The organism is Pseudomonas sp. MS01C9 (assembly GCF_058202755.1).
Window position 1 is genome coordinate 889,044 of record NZ_CM177073.1, and the last position, 22,851, is coordinate 911,894.

The 22,851-nt window shown below is 60.6% G+C and carries 19 protein-coding genes and 4 tRNA genes; 9 read left to right on the forward strand and 14 right to left on the reverse strand.

Going from position 1 to position 22,851, the window contains the following annotated elements:
- Window positions 1-6: 6 nt before the first annotated feature.
- The gene (locus AC1M7R_RS04115; RefSeq protein WP_076406444.1) at window positions 7-1,143 is read left to right on the forward strand and encodes a catalase family protein; all 1,137 of its coding nucleotides are present in this window, start codon (window positions 7-9) and stop codon (window positions 1,141-1,143) included.
- 96 nt (window positions 1,144-1,239) lie between these two features.
- Here AC1M7R_RS04115 and AC1M7R_RS04120 read toward each other — a convergent pair.
- The 4 genes from AC1M7R_RS04120 to AC1M7R_RS04135 form a co-directional block, all read right to left on the reverse strand.
- A tRNA-Asp gene (locus AC1M7R_RS04120) sits at window positions 1,240-1,316 on the reverse strand.
- 17 nt (window positions 1,317-1,333) lie between these two features.
- A tRNA-Val gene (locus AC1M7R_RS04125) sits at window positions 1,334-1,409 on the reverse strand.
- Between the two features lie 173 nt (window positions 1,410-1,582).
- Window positions 1,583-1,659 (reverse strand) — tRNA-Asp (locus tag AC1M7R_RS04130).
- Window positions 1,660-1,679: 20 nt separating this feature from the next.
- Window positions 1,680-1,755, reverse strand: a tRNA-Val gene (locus tag AC1M7R_RS04135).
- Between the two features lie 160 nt (window positions 1,756-1,915).
- Here AC1M7R_RS04135 and rdgC point away from each other — a divergent pair.
- From rdgC to sugE, 3 genes are all read left to right on the forward strand, one after another.
- On the forward strand, window positions 1,916-2,836 hold the full coding sequence (rdgC, locus tag AC1M7R_RS04140; protein ID WP_072393949.1) for a recombination-associated protein RdgC: 921 nt from the start codon (window positions 1,916-1,918) through the stop codon (window positions 2,834-2,836).
- 143 nt (window positions 2,837-2,979) lie between these two features.
- Complete coding sequence (locus tag AC1M7R_RS04145; RefSeq protein WP_072393952.1) at window positions 2,980-3,948, forward strand: bile acid:sodium symporter family protein; 969 nt, start codon at window positions 2,980-2,982, stop codon at window positions 3,946-3,948.
- Between the two features lie 117 nt (window positions 3,949-4,065).
- On the forward strand, window positions 4,066-4,380 hold the full coding sequence (gene sugE / locus AC1M7R_RS04150) for a quaternary ammonium compound efflux SMR transporter SugE (RefSeq protein ID WP_411385366.1): 315 nt from the start codon (window positions 4,066-4,068) through the stop codon (window positions 4,378-4,380).
- A 103-nt stretch (window positions 4,381-4,483) separates the two neighbouring features.
- Here the strand turns inward: sugE and AC1M7R_RS04155 are convergent, their stop codons facing one another.
- The 3 genes from AC1M7R_RS04155 to AC1M7R_RS04165 form a co-directional block, all read right to left on the reverse strand.
- Window positions 4,484-6,358 carry an MFS transporter gene (locus AC1M7R_RS04155; RefSeq protein ID WP_490610255.1) on the reverse strand — a complete coding sequence of 625 codons (1,875 nt, stop codon included), beginning with the start codon at window positions 6,356-6,358 and terminating at the stop codon, window positions 4,484-4,486.
- Between the two features lie 100 nt (window positions 6,359-6,458).
- Window positions 6,459-7,607 (reverse strand): TDT family transporter, encoded by a 1,149-nt coding sequence (locus AC1M7R_RS04160; RefSeq protein WP_072431626.1) that lies wholly within the window; start codon window positions 7,605-7,607, stop codon window positions 6,459-6,461.
- Between the two features lie 101 nt (window positions 7,608-7,708).
- Complete coding sequence (locus tag AC1M7R_RS04165; protein ID WP_490610256.1) at window positions 7,709-8,902, reverse strand: MFS transporter; 1,194 nt, start codon at window positions 8,900-8,902, stop codon at window positions 7,709-7,711.
- A gap of 105 nt (window positions 8,903-9,007) precedes the next feature.
- Here AC1M7R_RS04165 and AC1M7R_RS04170 point away from each other — a divergent pair, with 105 nt between their 5' ends.
- A complete protein-coding gene (locus AC1M7R_RS04170; protein ID WP_072393964.1) occupies window positions 9,008-9,547 on the forward strand; it encodes a TetR/AcrR family transcriptional regulator in 540 nt (179 codons plus the stop codon).
- Window positions 9,548-9,714: 167 nt separating this feature from the next.
- Window positions 9,715-13,185 carry a hybrid sensor histidine kinase/response regulator gene (locus AC1M7R_RS04175; RefSeq protein ID WP_072393967.1) on the forward strand — a complete coding sequence of 1,157 codons (3,471 nt, stop codon included), beginning with the start codon at window positions 9,715-9,717 and terminating at the stop codon, window positions 13,183-13,185.
- Between the two features lie 185 nt (window positions 13,186-13,370).
- Here AC1M7R_RS04175 and AC1M7R_RS04180 read toward each other — a convergent pair whose 3' ends face one another.
- Complete coding sequence (locus tag AC1M7R_RS04180; RefSeq protein WP_177305116.1) at window positions 13,371-14,756, reverse strand: DNA recombination protein RmuC; 1,386 nt, start codon at window positions 14,754-14,756, stop codon at window positions 13,371-13,373.
- 188 nt (window positions 14,757-14,944) lie between these two features.
- The gene (locus AC1M7R_RS04185) at window positions 14,945-15,268 is read right to left on the reverse strand and encodes an SEL1-like repeat protein (protein WP_072393974.1); all 324 of its coding nucleotides are present in this window, start codon (window positions 15,266-15,268) and stop codon (window positions 14,945-14,947) included.
- A 924-nt stretch (window positions 15,269-16,192) separates the two neighbouring features.
- On the opposite strand from AC1M7R_RS04185, the gene AC1M7R_RS04190 reads away from it, so the two are divergent.
- From AC1M7R_RS04190 to AC1M7R_RS04200, 3 genes are all read left to right on the forward strand, one after another.
- Window positions 16,193-16,417 (forward strand): hypothetical protein, encoded by a 225-nt coding sequence (locus AC1M7R_RS04190; protein WP_053147385.1) that lies wholly within the window; start codon window positions 16,193-16,195, stop codon window positions 16,415-16,417.
- Window positions 16,418-16,691: 274 nt separating this feature from the next.
- Window positions 16,692-17,174, forward strand: a complete 483-nt coding sequence (locus AC1M7R_RS04195) for a hypothetical protein (RefSeq protein WP_072431631.1) — start codon at window positions 16,692-16,694, stop codon at window positions 17,172-17,174.
- 144 nt (window positions 17,175-17,318) lie between these two features.
- The gene (locus AC1M7R_RS04200) at window positions 17,319-18,602 is read left to right on the forward strand and encodes an OmpP1/FadL family transporter (RefSeq protein WP_072393980.1); all 1,284 of its coding nucleotides are present in this window, start codon (window positions 17,319-17,321) and stop codon (window positions 18,600-18,602) included.
- 104 nt (window positions 18,603-18,706) lie between these two features.
- Here AC1M7R_RS04200 and AC1M7R_RS04205 read toward each other — a convergent pair whose 3' ends face one another.
- The 5 genes from AC1M7R_RS04205 to AC1M7R_RS04225 all read right to left on the reverse strand — a co-directional run bounded on the left by AC1M7R_RS04205 (window position 18,707) and on the right by AC1M7R_RS04225 (window position 22,851).
- Complete coding sequence (locus AC1M7R_RS04205) at window positions 18,707-19,012, reverse strand: hypothetical protein (protein WP_072431632.1); 306 nt, start codon at window positions 19,010-19,012, stop codon at window positions 18,707-18,709.
- Window positions 19,013-19,615: 603 nt separating this feature from the next.
- On the reverse strand, window positions 19,616-20,167 hold the full coding sequence (locus tag AC1M7R_RS04210; protein WP_072393986.1) for a glutathione peroxidase: 552 nt from the start codon (window positions 20,165-20,167) through the stop codon (window positions 19,616-19,618).
- 181 nt (window positions 20,168-20,348) lie between these two features.
- The gene (locus AC1M7R_RS04215) at window positions 20,349-21,557 is read right to left on the reverse strand and encodes an MFS transporter (protein WP_072393989.1); all 1,209 of its coding nucleotides are present in this window, start codon (window positions 21,555-21,557) and stop codon (window positions 20,349-20,351) included.
- Window positions 21,558-21,608: 51 nt separating this feature from the next.
- Window positions 21,609-22,013: a MarR family winged helix-turn-helix transcriptional regulator gene (locus AC1M7R_RS04220; RefSeq protein ID WP_072393992.1), complete on the reverse strand. Its 405-nt coding sequence runs from the start codon at window positions 22,011-22,013 to the stop codon at window positions 21,609-21,611.
- 106 nt (window positions 22,014-22,119) lie between these two features.
- Window positions 22,120-22,851, reverse strand: coding sequence for an adenosylcobinamide-GDP ribazoletransferase (locus tag AC1M7R_RS04225; protein ID WP_072431633.1), 732 nt, complete (start codon window positions 22,849-22,851; stop codon window positions 22,120-22,122).

Consider the following 22,851-nt stretch of genomic DNA (forward strand, 5'->3'; position numbering starts at 1 on the left):
TGACCCATGCTGATCACGCTCTGGCTGCGCCTCGGCGCCTTTCTGGGCAAGATGCTCCTGTGGCTGCTGGGCATGGGACTGCTCGGCTGGGCCCTGGCCACGGCCTGGTTCGCCTGGCAACACAGCGGACCGGTCCCGGACAAGGAACAGATGCCGCCGGGCGAAACCGCCATGACCCAGGACATCATCCAGACCGCCATTCGCATCGTCGATCAGCATCGCGAAGGCACTCGTTATCTGCGGGACGCCCATGCCAAGGCCCACGGCTGCGTGATGGCCGAAGTCCAGGTACCGACCGACCTGGCCGCCCCCTTGCGCCAGGGCGTATTCGCCGAACCGGGGAAGGTCTGGCAGGCAACCATGCGGCTGTCCAACGGCAACGCCTACCCTCAGTTCGACAGCTTGCGCGATGCCCGCGGAATGGCCATCAAATTGCTGAACGTGCCGGGCAGGCAATTGCTGGCAGAACGGCAATCCCAGGCTGAACAGGATTTCGTGATGTTCAATCATCCGAACTTCTTCGTCAGCGATGTCGCCGAATACCGTCAGAACGTAGCCGCCCAGGCCGACGGCAAAAAGGCCATGGCGTTTTTTCCAAGCATCGATCCACGCACGTGGCAGATTCGCCATCTGTTCATCGCCCTGGCAACCCTCTCGCCACCGCCCGCCAGCCCGACCCAGACAACGTATTTCTCGGTATCGCCCTACAAGTTCGGCGAGGCCAACGCGAAGTTCCGTGTCGCGCCGGATCCAGGCAACTGCCCGGAATACACCCTGCCGCCACAAAACCAGGACCTGCCGAACTTTCTACGCAGTGCATTGAACCAGCAACTGTCCACGGACCGTGTGCCAGCGTGCTTCGTCCTGCAGATCCAGCGCCAGGACCCAAGCAAATACATGCCGATCGAAGACACCAGTATCGAATGGCGGGAGAGCGACGCCCCGTTCGAGACGGTGGCACGGATCAAGGTGCCCGCCCAGGACTTCGACACCCCCAAGCAGAACCTGGCCTGTGACAACCTGTCCTTCAATCCCTGGTTCGGCATCGAGGCCCATCGCCCCATCGGCGGGATCAATCGGCTGCGCAAGGCGGTATACGAGGCGGTCAGCGATTACCGTCACACCCGTAATGCCGAGCAATAAGGGCCGGTCGCGCCAAACGCCAGGCAACAAAAAGCCCGCTTGTTAAGCGGGCTTCTTGCAGATGACCTGGCGTTCAGTGTTCCAGGTAATCGAATATGGCGCAGCGGACGGGACTCGAACCCGCGACCCCCGGCGTGACAGGCCGGTATTCTAACCGACTGAACTACCGCTGCGCGTAACATTGAAAGCTTGGTGGGTGATGACGGGATCGAACCGCCGACATTCTGCTTGTAAGGCAGACGCTCTCCCGGCTGAGCTAATCACCCTGCACTTTCGATGCGGGGCGCATTCTCTCACAGTTTTTCGTAATGTGCTGATTTAATTAGCAAAAAATAAAAACCGCGATCGATGCGCACCACAGGAACTGCAAACAGCAAAAAGCCCGCGTTAGCGGGCTTTTCGTGGTGACCTGGCGTTCAGTGTTCCAGGTAACCGAATATGGCGCAGCGGACGGGACTCGAACCCGCGACCCCCGGCGTGACAGGCCGGTATTCTAACCGACTGAACTACCGCTGCGCGTAACACTTGAAGCGAAATGGTGGGTGATGACGGGATCGAACCGCCGACATTCTGCTTGTAAGGCAGACGCTCTCCCGGCTGAGCTAATCACCCTTCGCTTTCGGTGTGGCGCGCATTCTACGGAGCGCCCTCACGACTGGCAAGCACTTTTTAAATTAATTTTCTCAGGCCTTCCAAAGGCTTAGCGAAGGGTTGGCCTATGGCGCCGCGAAGAGAATAATGCCCCCCTTTGTATAAAGGAGAGATTCACCCCATGTGGTTCAAGAACCTGCTTATCTATCGCCTGACCCAAGATCTGCCTTTTGATGCCGAGGCGTTGGAAACTGCACTAGCCAGCAAACTGGCGCGTCCATGTGCAAGCCAGGAGTTGACCACTTACGGTTTCGTCGCGCCATTCGGCAAGGGCGAGGACGCGCCGCTGGTGCATGTCAGCCAGGACTTCCTGCTGATCGCCGCGCGCAAGGAAGAGCGCATCCTGCCCGGTAGCGTCGTGCGCGATGCGCTGAAGGAAAAGGTCGAGGAGATCGAAGCCGAACAGATGCGCAAGGTCTACAAGAAAGAGCGGGACCAGCTCAAGGACGAGATCATCCAGGCGTTCCTGCCTCGCGCCTTTATCCGTCGTTCGTCCACCTTCGCCGCCATCGCACCGAAGCAGGGCCTGATCCTGGTCAACTCCGCCAGCCCGAAACGCGCCGAAGACCTGCTTTCCACCCTGCGCGAAGTCATCGGCTCGCTGCCAGTGCGTCCATTGACGGTCAAGACAGCCCCCACCGCCATCATGACCGACTGGGTCAAGACCCAGAAAGCCGCGGACGATTTCTTCGTGCTGGACGAATGCGAATTGCGCGACACCCACGAGGACGGTGGCATCGTGCGCTGCAAGCGCCAGGACCTGACCAGCGACGAAATCCAGCTGCACCTGAACACTGGCAAGGTGGTGACCCAATTGTCGCTGGCCTGGCAGGACAAGCTGTCCTTCGTGCTCGACGACAAGATGGTGGTCAAGCGCCTGAAGTTCGAGGATCTGCTGCAAGACCAGGCGGAACAGGACGGCGGCGACGAAGCCCTGGGCCAGTTGGATGCCAGTTTCACACTGATGATGCTGACGTTCGGCGAATTCCTGCCGGCCCTGGTCGAAGCCCTGGGCGGGGAAGAGATTGCGCAGGGGATCTAAAACGCAACGGCTTACCCTTGTGGGAGCGAGCCTGCTCGCGATAGCGACATGGCAGTCACCGATATGTTGACTGACACTCCGCAATCGCGAGCAAGCTTGCTCCCACATCAGTATTCGATGCTCTTGATAATAAGGATCAGGTCATGCGCGCACTGGCTGCATTGAGTCGCTTTGTCGGCAATACCTTCGCTTACTGGGTACTATTTTTCGCGGTGCTGGCATTCTTCCAACCACAATGGTTCGTCGACCTTAAAGTTGCCATCGTCCCCTTGCTGGGCCTGGTGATGTTCGGCATGGGCCTGGCCCTGAAGCTGGAGGATTTCGCCGAAGTGGCCCGTCATCCAGGCCGTGTGGCCCTGGGGGTGATTGCCCAGTTCGTGATCATGCCGGGTACCGCCTGGCTGCTGTGCCAGGTGTTCAGCCTGCCACCGGAGATCGCGGTCGGCGTGATTCTGGTGGGATGTTGCCCAAGCGGCACGTCGTCCAATGTCATGACCTGGTTGGCTCGAGGGGACCTGGCCCTGGCCGTGGCGATTTCCGCGATCACAACCCTGCTCGCACCTGTGTTGACCCCAGCGCTCATCTGGTTGCTTGCCTCGGCCTGGCTGCCGGTATCGTTCTCGGCGTTGTTCTGGTCGATCCTGCAAATCGTGCTGTTGCCGATCGCGTTGGGCATCGTTGCACAACGCCTGCTAGGCGCCCGGGTTCGCCATGCCGTAGAAGTGCTGCCGCTGATATCCGTGGTAAGCATCGTGATCATCGTGGCGGCGGTGGTGGCAGCCAGCCAGGCGAAGATTGCCGAATCCGGCCTGCTGATCATGGCTATCGTGATCTTGCACAACAGCTTCGGTTACCTGCTGGGCTATTTCACCGCCCGCGTGTTCGGCCTGCCATTGGCCCAGCGCAAGACCCTGGCGCTGGAAGTGGGCATGCAGAACTCCGGCCTCGGCGCGGCCCTGGCCAGTGCGCATTTCTCGCCACTGGCGGCGGTCCCCAGTGCGCTGTTCAGCGTCTGGCACAATATTTCCGGAGCGCTGCTCTCGACGTACTTCCGGCGCATGAGCGAAAAGCGCGACGGCGAAACCCTCGGCACCCGGCAAACAGCCGATTAAGTCAGGCTTGATCGAGTGCCCGATCATGGGCACTCTATCCCTCCACTGCGGGGACGACCCCGCTACTCGATTGAGTCTTGAATCCGGGGACGACCCCATCCATCGATGAGGTGTCTGATGTCTTGGATCATTCTATTTTTTGCTGGCCTGTTCGAAGTTGGCTGGGCCGTAGGCCTGAAGTACACCGACGGGTTCAGTCGTCCTCTCCCCACGGCACTGACAATTGCCGCCATGGCCATCAGCCTGGGCCTGCTCGGCCTTGCCATGAAGGAGTTGCCTCTGGGCACAGCCTATGCGATCTGGACGGGCGTAGGCGCCGTGGGCACGGTGATCGCCGGGATCATTCTGTTCGGCGAATCAATGGCGCTGGTTCGCCTGGCCAGCGTGGCATTGATCGTTGTGGGGTTGATCGGGCTCAAGGTCAGCGCCTGATCGACCCGTGGGGGCGAGCTTGCTCGCGATAGCGGTTTGCCTGTGACATCAACGCCAGACAGATTGCAATCGCGGGCAAGCTCGCTCCCACAGTTTTTCTGCCCTAGCGGACAGTGCCGCGCAAATCGCCCACCAACGCCTGCAAACTCGAAGGTGTTGCCGCCTCGACCGCGACCGCCGAACCCGCCACCAGCGTCACCCGCGACCAGAACCGACGAAACAGCCCTTTGGCCGGGTCGCGACTGAAGAAGCTGCCCCACAGACCCTGCAATGCCAAGGGAATCACCGGCACCGGGGTTTCCTGGAGGATGCGTGTCAGCCCGCTCTTGAACTCATTGATCTCACCGTCAGCCGTCAGTTTTCCTTCAGGGAAAATGCACACCAACTCACCGTCCTTCAGGTACTGCGCGATTCGGGTGAAGGCCTTTTCGTAGATGTGGATATCTTCCTGACGCCCGGCAATCGGAATCGTCCCGGCGGTACGGAAGATAAAGTTCAGCACCGGCAGGTTGTAGATCTTGTAGTACATCACGAAGCGAATCGGCCGACGCACTGCACCGCCAATCAACAGCGCATCGACGAAAGACACGTGGTTGCAGACCAACAGCGCCGCCCCCTCATCGGGGATCGCCTCCAGGTTGCGATGCTCCACGCGGTACATGGAATGGCTCAGCAGCCAGATCAGGAAGCGCATGCTGAACTCGGGGACAATCTTGAAGATGTAGGCGTTGACGCCGACGTTCAGCAGCGAAACCACGAGAAACAGCTGCGGTATCGACAGCTTGGCCAGACTCAACAGGACGATGGATACAATCGCCGAAACCACCATGAACAAGGCATTGAGGATGTTGTTGGCGGCGATGACCCGTGCCCGTTCATTTTCAACGGTTCGCGATTGAATGAGGGCATACAGCGGCACAATGTAGAAACCGCCGAAGATGCCGAGGCCAAGGATGTCCATCAGCACCAGCCAGGCGTGTCCGAATCCCAGTACCTGGAGCCAACCGTGGCCGTCGACGCTGTCGGGGATCGCACCGGAATGCCACCATAGCAATAGCCCGAACACTGTCAGGCCGAACGAACCGAACGGCACCAGGCCGATCTCGACCTTGCGCCCGGACAAGCGCTCACAGAGCATCGAGCCCAGAGCGATGCCCACGGAAAACACCGTCAGGATCAAGGTCACCACGGTCTCGTCCCCGTGCATCCACTCCTTGGCATAGGCGGGAATCTGCGTCAGGTAAATCGCCCCGACGAACCAGAACCAGGAGTTACCGACGATGGAGCGGGATACCGATGGGGTCTGGCCCAACCCCAGCTTCAGGGTGGCCCAGGATTGGCTGAAGATGTTCCAGTTCAGGCGCATCTGCGGCGAAGCCGCCGCTGCCCTCGGAATGCTGCGACTGGCCAGGTAGCCAAGCACGGCAATACCGACGATCGCCGAGGACACCACCGACGCATAATGAGTCGAGGACATCATGATCCCCGCGCCGATGGTACCGGCGAGAATCGCCAGGAAAGTGCCCATCTCCACCAGGCCATTGCCACCGACCAACTCGTCTTCGTGCAACGCTTGCGGCAGGATCGAATACTTTACCGGCCCGAACAGCGCGGAATGTGTCCCCATGGCGAACAACGCCAGCAACATCAGCCATAGGTGGTCGAACAGAAACCCCACTGCGCCCACTGCCATGATGACGATTTCGCCAAGCTTGATCAGACGAATCAACGCGTCCTTGGCGAATTTTTCCCCGAACTGCCCCGCCAATGCCGAGAACAGGAAGAACGGCAGGATAAACAGTAGCGCGCAGAGGTTGACCCAGATCGAACGGTCACCCTCGATGGTCAGCCGGTAGAGGATCGCGAGGATCAGCGACTGCTTGAACACGTTGTCGTTGAACGCCCCAAGGGACTGCGTGATGAAGAACGGCAGGAACCGCCGCTTGCGGAGCAAGGTGAACTGTGACGAGTGACTCATCTTCCATGTACCTGAGTGGCTTGGACGCTTATTGGAATGACGTTTTTCGATCCAGGCCACACATTACCCCACGACACGCCGCTTTGGAGGGGCCGGGCAATTATTTCGCCAGCCCCGCGATGCAGGGCGACACGAACAACTCACCGTGCCATGCCCCCAGCAGGGTACGACGGGCGACGATCAGCCACATCAGCAACAGCGATACCACCAGCAGGCAACCGAACCCGGTGAAGAACGCCAGGCCCAACAGGCTCGCCAGCTTCAGCGTCGTCAGGGCGTAGACCCCCAGGGGAAAGGTGAACCCCCACCAACCAAGGTTGAACGGGATACCGTCGCGCAGATAGCGGACGGTGATCAGCACCGCCATCAACATCCACCACAAGCCCAGGCCCCATAGGGTAATCCCCGCCACCAAGCCCAACCCTGCAGCGATTTCGCCGACGCCCGGCAAGCCGTTGGCGGCAAATATCCCTGGCGCTTCGCTGCCCAGGAGCAACATGCCCAAGGCACCGGTACCGATCGGACCGAGGGCCAGCCAGCTCGAGGCCGCCATGTTTTCGTGAGGCAGTTTGTGCAAGGCCATGCGCAACAGCAGAATCGTCAGGATGCTGAAGGCCACGGGCAGGGAGAACGCCCAGAGGACATAGCTGGTGACCAGCATCACCCATTGCGAATGCACGTCCGCCAGGTGCGGTGCCAGGAGCCCGCCGCTGGCAGCCGCCACCTCGGCGGCCACCACGGGCAGCAGCCAAACGGCGGTCATCTGGTCGATCCGGTGCTCCTGACGGGTGAACATCAGAAATGGAATCAGCACGCCGCAGGCCAGCGACATTGCCACGTCGATCCACCACAAGACTTCGGCAATGGGCACTGTTGCCTCCCCCCAGCGAGGCAAGCCGAACACCAGCAAACCGTTGATGATGGTTGCCAGCCCCATGGGAATGGTGCCGAAGAACATCGAAACCGTGGAATGCCCAAAGATCCGCCGCGCCTCATCGAAGAACAACACCCAACGGGCGGCGTACAGGCCGGCGAACAGCACGAACAACGCGGCATTGAACAGCCACAGTCCTTCACCCAGCAGGCGCAGCCCGGATCCTCCTCCCGGCCACTGGGCCAAGGCCAGGGCCAGCACCCCGGTGCCCATGGTCACGGCGAACCAGTTCGGGGTGAACTGGCGAATGGCTTCCAACGGCCTGGGCAAATGGCTCAATGGGCGCAAGCGATTTCTTTCGGTGCAGCATGTCATGGCGAACTCCTGTCCTCGAATGAGGTGGAGCCATGCTAGATCCGAATTGAATATCTATATAACGGGTAATTTTTCTATAGCTAATCTATTTTATAGATAAGTCACACACTGCGTTGCTCCACCGCCCTACCCTGCGCCTGACGCAGCAGCCCCCATAACGCTCCGGCGGCCAGCAACATCAATACGGCGCCGTAGCCATCGGTGGTGGCGATCAATCCGAACACCCGGGTCAGGTTTCCGGCCAGCAATGATGGAAGACTGAAAGCCAGATAACTGAGGACATAGAACGCCGACATCAAGCCAGCCCGCTCGTGGGGCAAAGCCAGCGGCATGATGCTGCGCAACGCGCCCAGGAAGCCGGCACCGAAACCACTGCCGGTCACCAGCGTACCGAGGAAAAACAGCGGCAGGCTGCCGCCATGCACCGCGATCAACACCAGGGCCAGGCCGCTCATCAATAAGCCGGCGGCAAGACGCAGTATTTTGTCCGCTCCCTGGTTGCGCAGCGTATAGATGGACAATGCCCCCGTCAGGGTCAGCACCGCCACCAGCGCGCCCCCCATCAGGTTGGAGGTCGATCCGGTTGCCGCGCGAACCAGGGACGGGGCCAAGGACAGATAGAAACCACCCACTGCCCAGGCCGCCAGGTTCAGTGGCAATACCAGCCATAACGCCCGCCGCGCCTGCACAGGGACATGCAAGGTCGGACGCAGGGATTGCCAAGCCCCGGGCTGCGGACTGACGCTTTCGGCCAGGCGCCAGAGGTAAGCGGCCTGGAGCAGGAACAACCCCAGCAGGATCCAGTAGGCCAGTTCCAGCGGCAATGGGGCGTACTGCGCCAACAGGCCAGAACCCAAGGCCCCAAAGGCCATGCCGAGCAAGGGTGCGAGACTGGTGATCAAGGGACCTTGGCGGCGGTCGAAATCCAACAGCGCAGCGCCAAGCACGCTGGTGGCCATGCCGGTGGCGAAACCTTGGATCAGACGGGCCCAGATCAGCCAGCCGATGCTGTCGGCGTTGATGAACAGCGACATGGCCAATATGTTGAGCAACAACGCCACAAAGATCACCGGCCTGCGCCCCAGGTAATCCGACAGCGACCCCACCGTCAGCAAGGCGGCGAGCAGACTGAACGCATATACGCCAAAGATCAGCGTCAGGATCGCCGGGGAGAATTGCATGTGTTCCTGATAAAGGTGATACAACGGCGTCGGCGCACTGGAGGCGGCGAGAAAACCGAGCAAGGTGATGGCCAGGAAAATCAGGCTGGCACGGGTCGAAGCTGGACGAGACATGGGCACACTCCGCAAGGGATCATCCGCAAAAGCTAATTTTTTGCTTTTGCGCAGTGTGCTACCGATGGGTGCTTAAAGCAAATTCTTTGTGTTAAGGTCCGCTGCATGGCTATTAAAGAAGGTTTACGCCCCGGCGGTCGAAGCGCCCGGGTCCAGGAGTCGATTCATTCGGCGGTCCGCACCCTGCTCCAGGAGCAGGACCGCGCCACCCTCACCGTGCCGCAGATCGCCGCGCGTGCCGGCGTGACGCCGTCCACCATTTACCGGCGCTGGGGCGATCTGGCTGCCTTGCTGGCAGACGTCGCCATCGCCCGCATGCGCCCCGACAGCGAACCAGCCAACACCGGTAGCCTGCGCGGCGACCTGCGCGCCTGGGCCGAGCAGTATCTGGACGAAATGAGCTCCGAACCCGGGCGCAACATGATGCGCGACATCCAGGCCTGCGCTACGCCTGGGCATTGCGTGGGGATTATCAGCGCTCAGTTGCAGATCATCCTGGATCGCTATCCCGAGGCGCCAAACCCGGGCATCGAGCGGCTGATCAATGTGGTGGTGGCGCCGACGGTGTTTCGCATTCTCTTTGCGACCGCTCCGCTGGAGGTCGAAGAGTTGTATCGATTGATCGATCTGGCCTTGGCTCGGTAGCCTGCGACGGCAACGGACCGGCTCGCGAATCGCTCCGGCAAAGCCCTCTCCCTATGGCCCGCGACACCTCGCCACGCCTCGACCTTGGTCGACACTGACGAACCCGAGCGGGCGTGCGAGACTGTCGTGCCGGGCCAGGTCCCGGTGTTCTTCGTTCGGGAGTTTTCATGTCGTTGTCCAGCGGGCTGATCGCCGTCGTTGCCCTGGCCTATATGGCCATCATGTTCGCCATCGCCTTCTATGGCGACCGGCGCAGCACACCGCTGCCGCCGCGGGTGCGGGCCTGGGTCTACAGCCTCTCGCTGGCGGTGTATTGCACCAGCTGGACGTTCTTTGGCGCCGTGGGCCAGGCCGCCGAACAACTCTGGTCATTCCTGCCGATCTATCTCGGACCGATCCTGCTGCTAGTGCTGGCGCCATGGGTCCTGCAGAAAATGGTGTTGATCAGCAAGCAGGAGAACATCACCTCCATTGCCGACTTCATTGCCGCCCGCTACGGCAAATCCCAATCCCTGGCCATCGTGATCGCCCTGATCTGCCTGGTCGGCGTGCTGCCCTACATTGCCTTGCAGCTCAAGGGCATCGTGCTCGGCGTGAACCTGCTGATCGGCGCCGGCGCCGACGCCATGGGCACTCGCGCCCAGGACACCGCGCTGATCGTCTCGCTGATCCTGGCCCTGTTCACCATCGTCTTCGGCACCCGCAACCTGGACGCCACCGAGCACCACCGCGGCATGGTGCTGGCCATCGCCTTCGAATCCCTGGTCAAGCTGTTCGCTTTCCTAGCGGTCGGCGCTTTCGTGACATTCGGTCTCTATGACGGCTTCGATGACCTGTTCAACCAGGCGATGCTCGCGCCGCGACTGGAACAGTACTGGAAGGAAACCATCAACTGGCCTTCCATGGTGGTGCAGACCGGGGTGGCGATGATGGCGATCATCTGCCTGCCGCGACAGTTCCACGTCACCGTGGTGGAGAACATCGATCCCCAGGACCTGCGCCTGGCCAAATGGGTATTCCCCGCCTACCTGGCCCTGGCCGCGCTGTTCGTGGTGCCCATTGCCCTCGCCGGACAAATGATGCTGCCCAGCTCGGTGCTGCCCGACTCGTTCGTCATCAGCCTGCCACTGGCCCAGGCCCACCCGTCGCTGGCGGTCCTGGCGTTCATCGGGGGCGCCTCGGCGGCTACCGGCATGGTGATCGTGGCGAGTGTCGCGCTCTCTACCATGGTGTCCAACGACATGCTGTTGCCCTGGCTGCTGCGTCGCAACAACGCCGAGCGGCCGTTCGAAGTGTTCCGCCAGTGGATGCTCTCGGTTCGTCGGGTGAGTATCGTGGTGATCCTGCTGCTGGCCTACGTCAGCTACCGATTGCTGGGCTCGACGGCAAGCCTGGCCACCATCGGCCAGATCGCCTTCGCCGCCGTGACCCAGCTGGCTCCCGCCATGCTGGGCGCGCTGTACTGGAAACAGGCCAACCGCCGCGGCGTATTCGCCGGTCTCGCCGCCGGGATCTTCCTGTGGTTCTACACCCTGGTGCTGCCCATCGCGGCCCACAGCCTGGGCTGGTCGCTGGACAGTTTCCCGGGGCTGGCCTGGCTGCATGGCAATCCCCTGGACCTGCCTATCACCCCGCTGACCCAGGGTGTCGTGCTGTCCCTGGCCGGTAACTTCAGCCTGTTTGCCTGGGTCTCCCTGCTGTCGCGCACCCGTGTCTCGGAACACTGGCAGGCCGGACGCTTCATCGGCCAGGAGATCAGCCCACGCCCCAATGCCCGTTCGATGCTGGCGGTGCATATCGAAGATCTGCTGCAACTGGCCGCCCGGTTCGTCGGCGAGGAACGGGCACGCCAGAGCTTCATCCGCTTCGCCTACCGTCAAGGCAAGGGATTCAACCCGAACCAGAATGCCGACAGCGAATGGATTGCCCACACCGAACGCCTGCTGGCCGGTGTGCTGGGGGCTTCTTCGACACGGGCGGTGGTCAAGGCGGCGATCGAAGGTCGCGAGATGCAACTGGAAGATGTCGTACGGATCGCTGACGAAGCCTCGGAAGTCTTGCAGTTCAACCGGGCCCTGCTGCAGGGGGCCATCGAGAACATCACCCAGGGCATCAGCGTGGTGGACCAGTCCCTCAGGCTGGTGGCCTGGAACCGTCGTTACCTGGAGCTGTTCAATTACCCGGACGGCCTGATCAGCGTTGGCCGGCCCATTGCCGACATCATCCGCTATAACGCCGAACGCGGCCTCTGCGGGCCGGGCGAGGCGGAGGTCCACGTTGCCCGGCGCCTGCACTGGATGCGCCAGGGACGCGCCCATACCTCCGAACGACTGTTTCCCAATGGCCGGGTGATCGAGCTGATCGGCAACCCGATGCCGGGTGGCGGTTTCGTCATGAGTTTTACCGACATTACCGCGTTCCGCGAAGCCGAACAGGCCTTGACCGAAGCCAACGAAGGACTGGAGCAACGGGTCGCTGAGCGCACCCGGGAATTGTCGCAGTTGAACCAGGCGCTGACCGAAGCCAAAAGTACCGCCGAGGCGGCCTATCAGTCCAAGACCCGTTTCCTGGCGGCGGTCAGCCATGACCTGATGCAGCCGCTCAATGCCGCCCGCCTGTTCTCCGCCGCCCTGTCCCACCAGCATGACAGCCTGCCGAGCGAGGCCCGGCAACTGGTGCAGCACCTGGACAGCTCGCTGCGCTCGGCCGAAGACCTCATCACCGACCTGCTGGACATCTCGCGCCTGGAAAACGGCAAGATCAACCCCGATCGCAAGCCCTTCGCCCTGAACGAGCTGTTCGATATCCTCGGCGCCGAATTCACCGCATTGGCCCAGGAACAAGGCTTGAAATTCCGGGTGCGCGGCTCGCGGCTGCGGGTCGACAGCGATATCAAGTTGCTGCGGCGCATCCTGCAGAACTTCCTCACCAATGCCTTCCGCTATGCCAAGGGCCCGGTACTGCTGGGCGTACGCCGGCGCAACGGCGAGCTGTGCCTGGAGGTCTGGGATCGCGGGCCCGGCATCGCCGAAGACAAGCAACAGGTGATTTTCGAAGAATTCAAACGGCTGGACAGCCATCAGACCCGGGCCGAAAAAGGCCTCGGCCTGGGTCTGGCGATTGCCGACGGGCTGTGCCGCGTGCTCGGCCATACCTTGCGCGTACGCTCCTGGCCTGGGCGTGGCAGTGTTTTCAGCGTCAGCGTACCGTTGGCCCGCACCCAGAACGCCGTGCCCAGTGCCGTCGTCGAACCCAACGGTGTCCTGCCAAGCGGTGCCCAGGTGCTGTGCGTGGATAACGAAGACAGCATCCTGATCGGCATGAACAGTCTGCTGACGCGCTGGGGCTGTCAGGTGCGGACAGCGCGCAACCGCGAGGAATGCGAGTCCTGGCTGGCCCAGGGTGGCCGCCCGCAACTGGCCCTGGTGGATTTCCACCTGGACGGTGGCGAGACCGGCACGGAACTGATGGCCTGGCTGCGCAAGCGTATGGGCGAACCCGTGCCGGGAGTGGTGATCAGCGCAGACGGTCGGCCCGAAACTGTCGCCCAAGTGCACGCCGCGGGCTTGGACTTCCTGGCCAAACCGGTGAAGCCGGCGGCGTTGCGAGCATTATTGAGCCGGCATTTGCCGTTGTAGGCGCAAGGGTTTTCCGGCCGGGCACCGAGCTGTGGGCGCGGGGATTCATCCCCGCTGGGTTGTGCCCCCTGCCCTGCGCACTGCGGCGCAGCAGACGAACCATGCAAGCCGGTTTACGACTGCTGCACAGCCGAACGGGAATGAATCCCCTCGCCACAGGTTTCGCACCAGACCCAAGGATTTCATCAATCCTGGATTTTCGCGGTTTCTTCCGGCAACTCAGGCAACCCATCCCCATCGCTCATCGCCCGCTCGAGCAGTTCAGTGGGCAGGCTCTTGCTGGCCCGGGCACCGAGCAGCTTCAGTTGCTCGCTGCGGCTGATGAGGTTGCCACGCCCTTGCGTCAGCTTGTTACGCGCCGCACCGTAAGCCTTGTCCAACTGCTGCAGACGGCTGCCGATTTCGTCCAGATCCTGGATGAACAAGACGAACTTGTCGTACAGCCATCCGGCCCGCTCGGCGATCTCACGGGCATTCTGGCTCTGGCGCTCCTGCTTCCACAGGCTGTCGATGACCCGCAACGTCGCCAACAACGTGGTAGGACTGACGATCACGATGTTGCGGTCGAAGGCTTCCTGGAACAGGTTAGGTTCGGCTTGCAAGGCTGCGGAAAACGCGGCTTCGATCGGCACGAACAGCAGGACGAAATCCAGGCTGTGCAGACCTTCCAGCCGCTTGTAATCCTTGCCGGCCAAGCCTTTGACGTGGGCTCGCAATGAAGCGACGTGTTGCTTGAGGGCATGCAGGCCAACGGCATCGTCCTCGGCGCCCACGTACTGCTGATAAGCCGTGAGGCTGACCTTGGAATCCACCACCACCTGCTTGTCGCCGGGCAGGTAAATCAACACATCGGGCTGGAATCGCTCGCCGTCCGGCCCCTTGAGACTGACCTGGGTCTGGTATTCGCGCCCCTTTTCCAGCCCCGCGTGTTCGAGCACCCGCTCCAGGATCAACTCGCCCCAATTGCCCTGGGTCTTCTGGCCCTTGAGTGCCCGGGTGAGGTTGGTGGCTTCGTCGCTCAGGCGCAGGTTCAGCTGTTGCAGGCGCTCCAGCTCCTTGCCCAGGGAAAAACGTTCCCGTGCCTCGGCCTGATAACTTTCCTCGACGCGTTTCTCGAAGGACTGGATGCGCTCTTTCAGCGGATCGAGCAATTGTCCCAGGCGCTGCTGGCTGGTTTCGGCGAAACGCTGCTCGCGTTCGTCGAAGATCTTTCCCGCCAGCTCGGCAAATTGCGCGCGCAGTTCGTCTCGCGAGCCTTGCAGGTCGTTCAGGCGTTGCTGGTGGCTTTCCTGCTGTTCGCGCAATTCGGCGTTCAGGGACGCGGCCTGGGCATCGAGCCGTCGCAGTTCCGCCTCCTTGCTGGCACGTTCCAGGCTCCAGGCGTGGGCGGCATCCCGGGCGTTGTCGCGCTCGATCTGCAACAACTCGACTTCACGGCAGGCAGCAGCGAGCTCGGCTTGCCTGGCGGCATTGGCTTGGCTCAGGTCGCTGATTTCGTCACGGCAGGCATCGAGCTGGGCGTTCAAGCCATCATGGGCCATATGGGCCATTGCCAGGCGCTCTTCGAGCAAGGCCAACTCCGTCTGCGCGGCAGCGGCCTGGCGTTGCAGATGCCAGGCCAAAGCGAGCAGCGGCACTGCTGCGCCTGCCAGGCCAAACAACAGGCTGGTCAAATCCATAGCCATGACAAATCCTGCCGGTCGAATAAAGCCCGAAGGTTAACCAAGCCGCTGCAGGTTGCCCAGTCGCGTCTTCGATTTCACCTTTCTATTTCAGTCAGGGCCTTTTGTGCCCGCGAGTCCCCGGCCCGAGCGGCCTGGCGCAACAGGTCCTGGCCGATGCGCCGGTCCCTGGCGTTCCCGCATTCACGGCACATCAACTGACCCAGGCGACTTTGTGCGGCCACCACGCCGTCGCGAGCCGGCTGCTTGAGCAAACGGCCAGCCAGGTGCTTTACGCTGGGGCTTGCCGCGAGTCGGGGACTGTCGAGCAGCCACTCGGCAACTCGCATCGAAATACGCTTGGGAGAGGTAACACCAGAGGGTGTGGAGGTAACAACCGTTGATACTGAGCGAAACTTCATAAAGCACTGCGGGACAGATCGGAAGGCGCGCCACTCTACTCCTTTTTTCGTGCCGGTAAAGTCGAAAAAATCCGGCACGCCCGTCCTAGAGCAAGTGCTTGGGACAATCCACAGAAGCTGTGGATAACTCAGTGGACAACCCCCCTTGAATGGGTCGCAAGCCCTGTAGGACGGGGCCTGCGCTTAAACTGACGATTTTTTCACCAGTAAAAAAAAGCGATGTTTTTCATTGACTTAAATTTTGGATACAGGCACCCACCCGGGATTGTTTCGACATGACAGTTGAGTGACAGCCGTCGCCACAAGTGTGCACAAGTAACAACGAAACGGTTATATCTCTGCTTTTTTTTGGTGCGTTTGCACAACCGCCGCGGCCGGGTAGCCCCCGACATCCATCGCTCGCTCCGTTCGCCCGTGTCCCGGAGATCCGGGGCCTGTGACCGGCACCGCTGCATTGGAGATTTTTTGATCAACGGCCTTTCCTTTGCCGGATCGATCCGTTACTATCCGCGCCGTTAGTACCAAGCTGAAAATCAATTCCGGGTCAAACTCTTCACGCTACGGTCAGCCATCCAGAAGGATAGCCCACCGGTGAAAGAGACCGGACCCCTCGATGGTTTCCAGGTAACACTCGCGACAACACAGCCTTTGGAAGAATACAAAGGCGTCGCCAAGTCCCTTACTCTGAACGAACCACCCTGCAAATTGATCAGGATCTTCACCCTGGGCCCAGAACCTCTGCCTTGATGTGTCGCCTGCCCTCCTAAGTACCTACCTGCCGGCCCAAGCGCGCACTTATACAGCGCTCAAACTGGCTGCTTTGTTCCAGTCGGGTTCTTCGTTCGACCAATGGTGGTCGACGTTACTGGAACGTTTTAACGTTGCACGGTTCTTAACCGTGTCATTTGTAGGAACACCCATAACATGTCGACTCAAATCCAGACACAGGATGCCATCCGCACCCTCACCAACGCCTTTGCTCCAATGAACTGCCTGATCCTGGCCGCTCGCAAAGGCTGCTTCAGCTTCACGCTGGTCAACGAACACGGCATCGCCCGTCACAGCGAACGCCTGTATCCCGATCAGTACTCCAGCGCAGAACCGCTGCAGGCCGTGATCGAGCGTACCCGCCAGGCCCTGGTTGCCTGAACGCCAGCAAGCTGAAACCAAAGGCCCCGCCCTGAAAAAGCGGGGCTTTTTATTGCCTGGAAAAGCCCGTAGAAGCGCAACGGCTTAAGTACCAAGGGATATAACGGTTATAACCGTTCGCTGAAGATGTTTTAAAAACAGTCCTTTACAGCGCAAATATGACACTACACTTCAAGTCAAGCGGCATGATCCGCTTCCGGCGGAGCCTGGACCGATCCACCGCTGCCAAGCCCACATCTTCAGGCTTCGCCCCTTTCTACGCTTCGAGGGTCTTATGGGTATCGCTGCCAGCGAACTGTGTCGATATGTGATCCGCCCTACGCTCCTTTACCTGGGGAGCCACAGCAGCACGGCGGAATGCCTGTTGCTGGGGATCGCCGCCAGCCAGTCGGCCCTGGGATCAGCCCTGCATGACCGCCGCGGACATGGCCTGTATCGCATTCCCGAGCCTCGTCATCGCGCGCTCTGGGACGACTATCTGGCCCGCGACCCTGAACGCGCCAGCCTGGTGCGCGGCCTCGCCAGCCAGCACGCCTTTCTCAGCGGCCCCCACCTGGAGCTGACCGTCAATCTTCGCTACGCCACCGCCATCGCATGGCTACTGGTGGAAGAACAGAACACACCGCTTCCCGAGGCCGACGATCTGCTGGGCATGGCCCGGATCTGGCGCCAGACCTTTCATCCCCAAGGGCGCTTGAGAGATTTCACCTGCGCCTGGCAACAATGTGTTTCACCCTTGAATCAGGTCGCCTGCTGAACGGGATTTTAAAAAGTTCAGGTATTGGTCGCGATTCTGGTCGGATTGTCCTACAAAACCGCTCTAAATCAAGCGAAACAGGCTATAGCGCTTGAACGAAAATATTGGTAGTTTTTGCGCCGGTGATCACCAGGAGTTCTAACAATGAAAAAAATGATGCTCAAAACCACCCTCGGCCTTGCCGTTACCTTGGCATCCAGCCAACTCTTCGCGAGTGGCTTTGCCTTGAACGAACAAAGCATCAGTGGCATGGGCACTGGTTTCGCTGGTCGTTCCTCTTCCGCAGACGACGCAAGCACCGTATTTGGTAACCCTGCCGGCATGTCGCGCCTCAAGCGCCAGCAAGTGACTGGCGGTTTTGCTGCCATCGACGCCTCCACCGATATCAACGATGCCAGTGGCTCCCAATCGGGCACCAACAAGGGCGACATGGTTCCGCTCACCGGCGTTCCGATGGGTTATTACGTCAAGCCTATCGATGACCAGTGGGCTTTCGGCCTGGGCGTGTACGCACCGTTCGGCCTGATCACTGACTATGAAAGCAGTTTCCAGGGCCGTAATTTCGGCAGCAAGAGCGAAGTGAAGGTCGTCACCTTCCAGCCAACTGTCAGCTATGCCTTCAATGACAAGGTGTCGATCGGTTTCGGTCCCACCATCAACCGCATTTCGGGCTCCCTGGAATCGGCACTGACCTTGCCAGCGCCTTTGCCGGGTACTGATGGCAACGTCAAGATCAAGGGCGACGACATTGGCTACGGCTACAATATCGGCCTGCTGGTCCAGGCGACCGACACCACGCGCGTTGGCCTGACCTACCACTCCAAGGTCAAGTACAAGCTCGACGGCCATACCGAAGTGAGCCCGGGCGCTGGCGTCCCCGCCGGCTTCCTCAGCGGCGCACGCTACGATGCTTCGCTGGACATTACCACGCCAGAGTCGGTGGACTTTTCGGTTACCCAGGAAATCAACGATGCCTGGACCGTCTATGCGGGCAGCACCTGGACTCGCTGGAGCCGCCTGAAAGATATCACTGTGGAAAACAAAGGGACCGAGACGGGCGGCGGCCTGCTGAACCCGGTTCTCGGCACCATCACCGAAGAGCAGAACTGGCATGACACCTGGGCCTATGCCATCGGTACGTCCTATCGATTGAACAAGCAGTGGGTGCTGCGCACCGGTTTGACGTTCGACCAGTCGCCGGCCAACAACACGGACCGTTCGCCTCGTATTCCAACCGGCGATCGGACCATCTTCAGCCTGGGTGCCGGCTGGAGCCCAACCGAAGACCTGACCATCGACGTGGCCTATTCCTACCTGAAGGAAGAGAAAGTCAACGTCAATCAAACCAACGCACTGGGCCAGTCCTATAACGCTGAATACGAAAACAGCGCAAACGGCTTCGGCGTTGGCGCAACCTACCGCTTCTGACAACTCACGGCGAGGCTGTACGCTCGCCGCTTTGCTTCAACCTGACGCCCGGTGCCCAGCATCGGGCGTTTTGTATCCAACGCTCTATCCGCCAGGCGGTCAGCTTACAGCGAATGTTCGTAGTGATGTTCGACCTGACCAATAGCCTCCACCAACTTACCGGCTCCTGCCCATTCGCCAACACCACGACGCAAATCGAGACCTGCCCCTAGGGCAACCTCACCTCTCGATGGCCTCGGCAGCCCGCCGGACAGCGCCAGGCTGCGAAAACCCTTGAGGTTCTTGATCGTGACTTCAGCCGCCTGGATAACACAGGCATCCCTGGAACTATTCTTCATTTCTTGCGCAATGACAGTCGCAACATCAAGTAAGCGTACAAACTCTTCCACAGCCGCATCAACAGTGATCATTCGTATGAACTCCGAACTTCTTGAATCATCGATACAACGACGATCACGATAACTTTGGGCCAAGACCAGGACCGTTTTCCCGAGCCCGATAGCGACCAATAGGACGCGCCACAGGCCAAATGGTAGCTATATGAAATCATCCGATGCAACCGAATGTTGCCAAGCAGAAGGACCGAGAAATTCTGATGCCTCTAGAGCGGGACTTCTGAGGCACTTCTCAGGACTGCGCGCTACTTCACTAGATGGCCGTACAGCCAGCCGACACTGGTGCACCCGATCAATACCCGAGCGATCGAGTGGGATAAAAAATGTTTTTTCCAGTCCGGGCCTTCCCTCTTCCCAACAACTAGCTACAGACTCTTCCTCCCATGAATCACAATAAAACTTTCAACTTTATTTGCCTTATCCAACTTCCTCACTAATCATTGAACCCGCCACACACAACCAGGGAATTATTTGCAAACTGGATAACTCAACATTCACAACATTCCAAGCAATAAAACGTATTGGATATGACTGAGACTCGAGTGGATCACGGCAGATTTCAAAGCCCAAAAAAAGCCCCGACCTCTGCAAAGAGACGGGGCTTTCTCATGAGAGCAATCAGGGTCGGGATGCGATGGCCGCCTCCACTGCCTTGATGAATTCGGGATCATCGGGCTTGATGCGACTGGAGAAACTGCCCACCACCTTGCCCTGGCGGTCCACGACGTATTTGTAGAAATTCCATTTCGGTGCGCTGGATTGCTCGGCCAGATGCTTGAATAATGGGATGGCGTCAGCGCCGCGTACCGGTTGAGGCTCGGTCATGGTGAAGGTCACGCCGTAATTGACGTAGCAAACCTTGGCCGTTTCAGCGCCATCCTTGGACTCCTGCTTGAAATCATTGGATGGCACGCCCAACACTTGCAGCCCTTCGCCCTTGTAGCGCTGGTTGAGAGCCTCAAGGCCTTTGAACTGCGGGGCGAACCCACAGAAACTGGCGGTATTGACCACCACCAACGGCTTACCGGCGAAGTGCTGGCAAAGATCGATGGTTTCCTTGGCCCGCAGCTTGGGCAACGAACCCTCCAGCAACGGCGGGCAGCCAGCGGCCTGGGTTTGTCCGGCCACGGCCAGCAGCAGAGCGGAAACAGCAAGCCAGCGCATCAGCATGTCGAATGTCCTTGAAAGCCGATCAGACCACGACGTTACTCCGCACGCACGGTGCCGTCCATTGTTCAGCAGTTGCCCATGCCCAGTTGCATCAATGCCAGCCCGCCCTGATGCCAGCCCCACCAGGCCAACGCCAGCAGCGCGCCAGCGCCCAGGACAAGCAACCACGGACCGACGCGGCTCATGCGGCACCCGCCTGCACCTGCAGGCGCGCTACCGGACGCTCACGCACCGGCCAGTTCAGCGCAGCCGCCAGCAGGCTGAGCAGGACCGCCACTTGCCAGATCAGGTCGTAGCTGCCGGTGCGGTCGTACACCACCCCACCCAACCAGCCACCGAGGAATGACCCCAACTGGTGGAACAGGAACACGATCCCTCCCAGCATCGAAAGATTGCGTACACCGAAGAGAGTCGCCACCGTGCCATTGGTCAACGGCACCGTAGACAGCCACAAGAAGCCCATCGCCATGCCAAACAGGTAGGCAGTGGTGGTGGTCACCGGTAACCACAGGAACAGGCCGATCACCACCGCGCGCAGCAGGTACAAGCCCGTCAGCAGGCGCGGCTTGGACATCCGGCCACCGAGCCAGCCCGCCGTGTAAGTGCCAAAGATATTGAACAACCCCACCAGCGCCAGCACGGTCGTTCCCACGCTGGCGGGCAGGTGCTGGTCCACCAGATAGGCGGGCAGGTGCACGCCGATGAACACGACCTGAAAACCACAGACAAAAAAACCGAATGCCAGCAGCCAGAACCCGGAATGACTGCACGCCTCGCGCAAGGCTTCAGACAGGGTTTGTTCATGACTGGACAGCGGCGCCGGCACGTCCTTGAGCATGCTGACCAACGGCACGATCAACGCCACCAGCAGGCCCAGCGCCAACAGCGCGGCGGACCATCCCAGCCAGCCGATCAACCCCAGCGTGCCCGGCAGCATGGCGAACTGGCCAAACGAGCCGGCAGCACTGGCGATGCCCATGCCCATGCTGCGTTTGTCCGCCGGCACCGCGCGACCGACCACCCCCAGGATCACCGAGAACGACGTACCGGACAGGCCGATCCCGATCAGCAGTCCCGCACTCAACGACAGCGACCAGGCAGAATCCGAGAGCCCCATGAACAACAGGCCGAGGGCATAAAGCACGCCACCGATCAGCACGACCCTGGCCGCACCGAAGCGATCGGCCAAGGCTCCGGTGAAGGGTTGTGCCAGGCCCCAGATCAGGTTCTGCAAGGCAATGGCGAAGGCAAACACTTCGCGGCCCCAGCCGAATTCGGCACTCATGGGCGCCAGGAACAGCCCGAAGCCATGCCTCACCCCCAGGGACAACGCCAGGATCAGCGCGCTGCCCACCAGGACCCAACCACAGGTACGCCACATCGATGTCATTTTATTCTCCGGTTGTGGGTATATACCCACTTATCGTCGAACGAACCGGCTTCACGCCAGTTCATCCAGCAAGGCCAGCAAGGTGGCGCGTTTCTCGGCACCCAGCTTATCGATCAGTTTCTGTTGCGCCGCTTCCCAGGCCGGCAACGCGGCCTCGAGCCGGGCATGCCCGGCCTCCGTCAACATCACGATGCGGTTGCGCAGGTCTTCACCCTCTGCGAGCCGGACCAGCCCCTCGCCCTCCAGTACTCGCAGGTTTCGCCCAAGGGTACTGCGATCCAGGCCCATGGCCTCGGCCAGGGAGGAAATGCTCGGCTGGTCCAGGCGTGCCAGGTTGTTCAACAGCGAATACTGGGCAACGTTGATGCCGAAACCGTCGAGGGCTCCGTCGTAGTACCTGCTGACGCCCCGGGCGGCACGACGCAGGTTGATGCATAGACATTGGGAAGGAAGCATGATGCGTGTATATACCCGCGACTAAGTGAATGCAAATTTTAATTTGGCGAGGATGCCTGCGCAGCGAAGCGAAATGAATCCCTTGTCAATCAAGACCAAGTACGGATCAGGCCAATGCCAAGCCCACCAGCACGGCCATTTCCAGCAGCTCCAGCAACGCCCCGGCCGTGTCTCCAGTGCAACCCCCGAGCCTGCGCAGCATCATGTGCCGCAGGCCGATAAACACAGCAGTCGCGATGATCGATGCCAGGATCCCCGTCCACCCCGCCAGCAGAACACAGCCCAGCACACTGATCGACAGCACTTTGCAGCCCGCGTCTCGTGGCAAGTGATCGGCGAGTGCCTGGCCCAATCCGCCAGCTCGCACGTAAGGCGTACTCAGGAACAGGCCCAGCAGCGCACAACGTCCCAGAACCGGCGCGATGATCAGGGCAACGGCCTGGCCTTGCTCGATCAGCGCCAGCAGCGCAGTGAACTTGAGCAGCAACACCAGTGCCAGCGTGATCACGGCAATGGGGCCGCTGCGGGGGTCCTTCATGATCGACAGCGTACGCTCCCGGTCGCCAAAACCACCGAGCCACGCATCGGCGCTGTCGGCCAGACCATCCAGGTGAAGGCCGCCACTGAGCAGCACCCACGCCGTCAGCAGCAGGGCTCCGTGAAGCAGTGGCGGCGCTCCGGACAGCGCAGCGCTGAGGATCCACAGCAATGCGCCGAACAACGCCCCCACCAACGGATAGAACAACAGCGACCGACCGAGCTGCGTCGGCTCGGGCATGCCGGGCAGACGAACCGGCAGGCTGCTGAGAAACTGCAAGGCGATCCAGAACGACAACAT

What these genes read in the sequence shown, in the direction of transcription:
- rdgC (WP_072393949.1), top strand. Translation starts at nt 1,916, where the DNA reads ATGTGGTTCAAGAACCTGCTTATCTATCGCCTGACCCAAGATCTGCCT.
- AC1M7R_RS04165 (WP_490610256.1), bottom strand. Translation starts at nt 8,902, where the DNA reads ATGTCTCGTCCAGCTTCGACCCGTGCCAGCCTGATTTTCCTGGCCATC.
- AC1M7R_RS04200 (WP_072393980.1), top strand. Translation starts at nt 17,319, where the DNA reads ATGAAAAAAATGATGCTCAAAACCACCCTCGGCCTTGCCGTTACCTTG.
- AC1M7R_RS04225 (WP_072431633.1), bottom strand. Translation starts at nt 22,851, where the DNA reads ATGTTGTCGTTCTGGATCGCCTTGCAGTTTCTCAGCAGCCTGCCGGTT.
- AC1M7R_RS04115 (WP_076406444.1), top strand. Translation starts at nt 7, where the DNA reads ATGCTGATCACGCTCTGGCTGCGCCTCGGCGCCTTTCTGGGCAAGATG.
- AC1M7R_RS04155 (WP_490610255.1), bottom strand. Translation starts at nt 6,358, where the DNA reads ATGAGTCACTCGTCACAGTTCACCTTGCTCCGCAAGCGGCGGTTCCTG.
- AC1M7R_RS04215 (WP_072393989.1), bottom strand. Translation starts at nt 21,557, where the DNA reads ATGACATCGATGTGGCGTACCTGTGGTTGGGTCCTGGTGGGCAGCGCG.
- AC1M7R_RS04210 (WP_072393986.1), bottom strand. Translation starts at nt 20,167, where the DNA reads ATGCTGATGCGCTGGCTTGCTGTTTCCGCTCTGCTGCTGGCCGTGGCC.
- AC1M7R_RS04205 (WP_072431632.1), bottom strand. Translation starts at nt 19,012, where the DNA reads ATGATCACTGTTGATGCGGCTGTGGAAGAGTTTGTACGCTTACTTGAT.
- AC1M7R_RS04175 (WP_072393967.1), top strand. Translation starts at nt 9,715, where the DNA reads ATGTCGTTGTCCAGCGGGCTGATCGCCGTCGTTGCCCTGGCCTATATG.
- AC1M7R_RS04190 (WP_053147385.1), top strand. Translation starts at nt 16,193, where the DNA reads ATGTCGACTCAAATCCAGACACAGGATGCCATCCGCACCCTCACCAAC.
- AC1M7R_RS04185 (WP_072393974.1), bottom strand. Translation starts at nt 15,268, where the DNA reads ATGAAGTTTCGCTCAGTATCAACGGTTGTTACCTCCACACCCTCTGGT.
- AC1M7R_RS04145 (WP_072393952.1), top strand. Translation starts at nt 2,980, where the DNA reads ATGCGCGCACTGGCTGCATTGAGTCGCTTTGTCGGCAATACCTTCGCT.
- AC1M7R_RS04170 (WP_072393964.1), top strand. Translation starts at nt 9,008, where the DNA reads ATGGCTATTAAAGAAGGTTTACGCCCCGGCGGTCGAAGCGCCCGGGTC.
- AC1M7R_RS04195 (WP_072431631.1), top strand. Translation starts at nt 16,692, where the DNA reads ATGGGTATCGCTGCCAGCGAACTGTGTCGATATGTGATCCGCCCTACG.
- sugE (WP_411385366.1), top strand. Translation starts at nt 4,066, where the DNA reads ATGTCTTGGATCATTCTATTTTTTGCTGGCCTGTTCGAAGTTGGCTGG.
- AC1M7R_RS04160 (WP_072431626.1), bottom strand. Translation starts at nt 7,607, where the DNA reads ATGACATGCTGCACCGAAAGAAATCGCTTGCGCCCATTGAGCCATTTG.
- AC1M7R_RS04220 (WP_072393992.1), bottom strand. Translation starts at nt 22,013, where the DNA reads ATGCTTCCTTCCCAATGTCTATGCATCAACCTGCGTCGTGCCGCCCGG.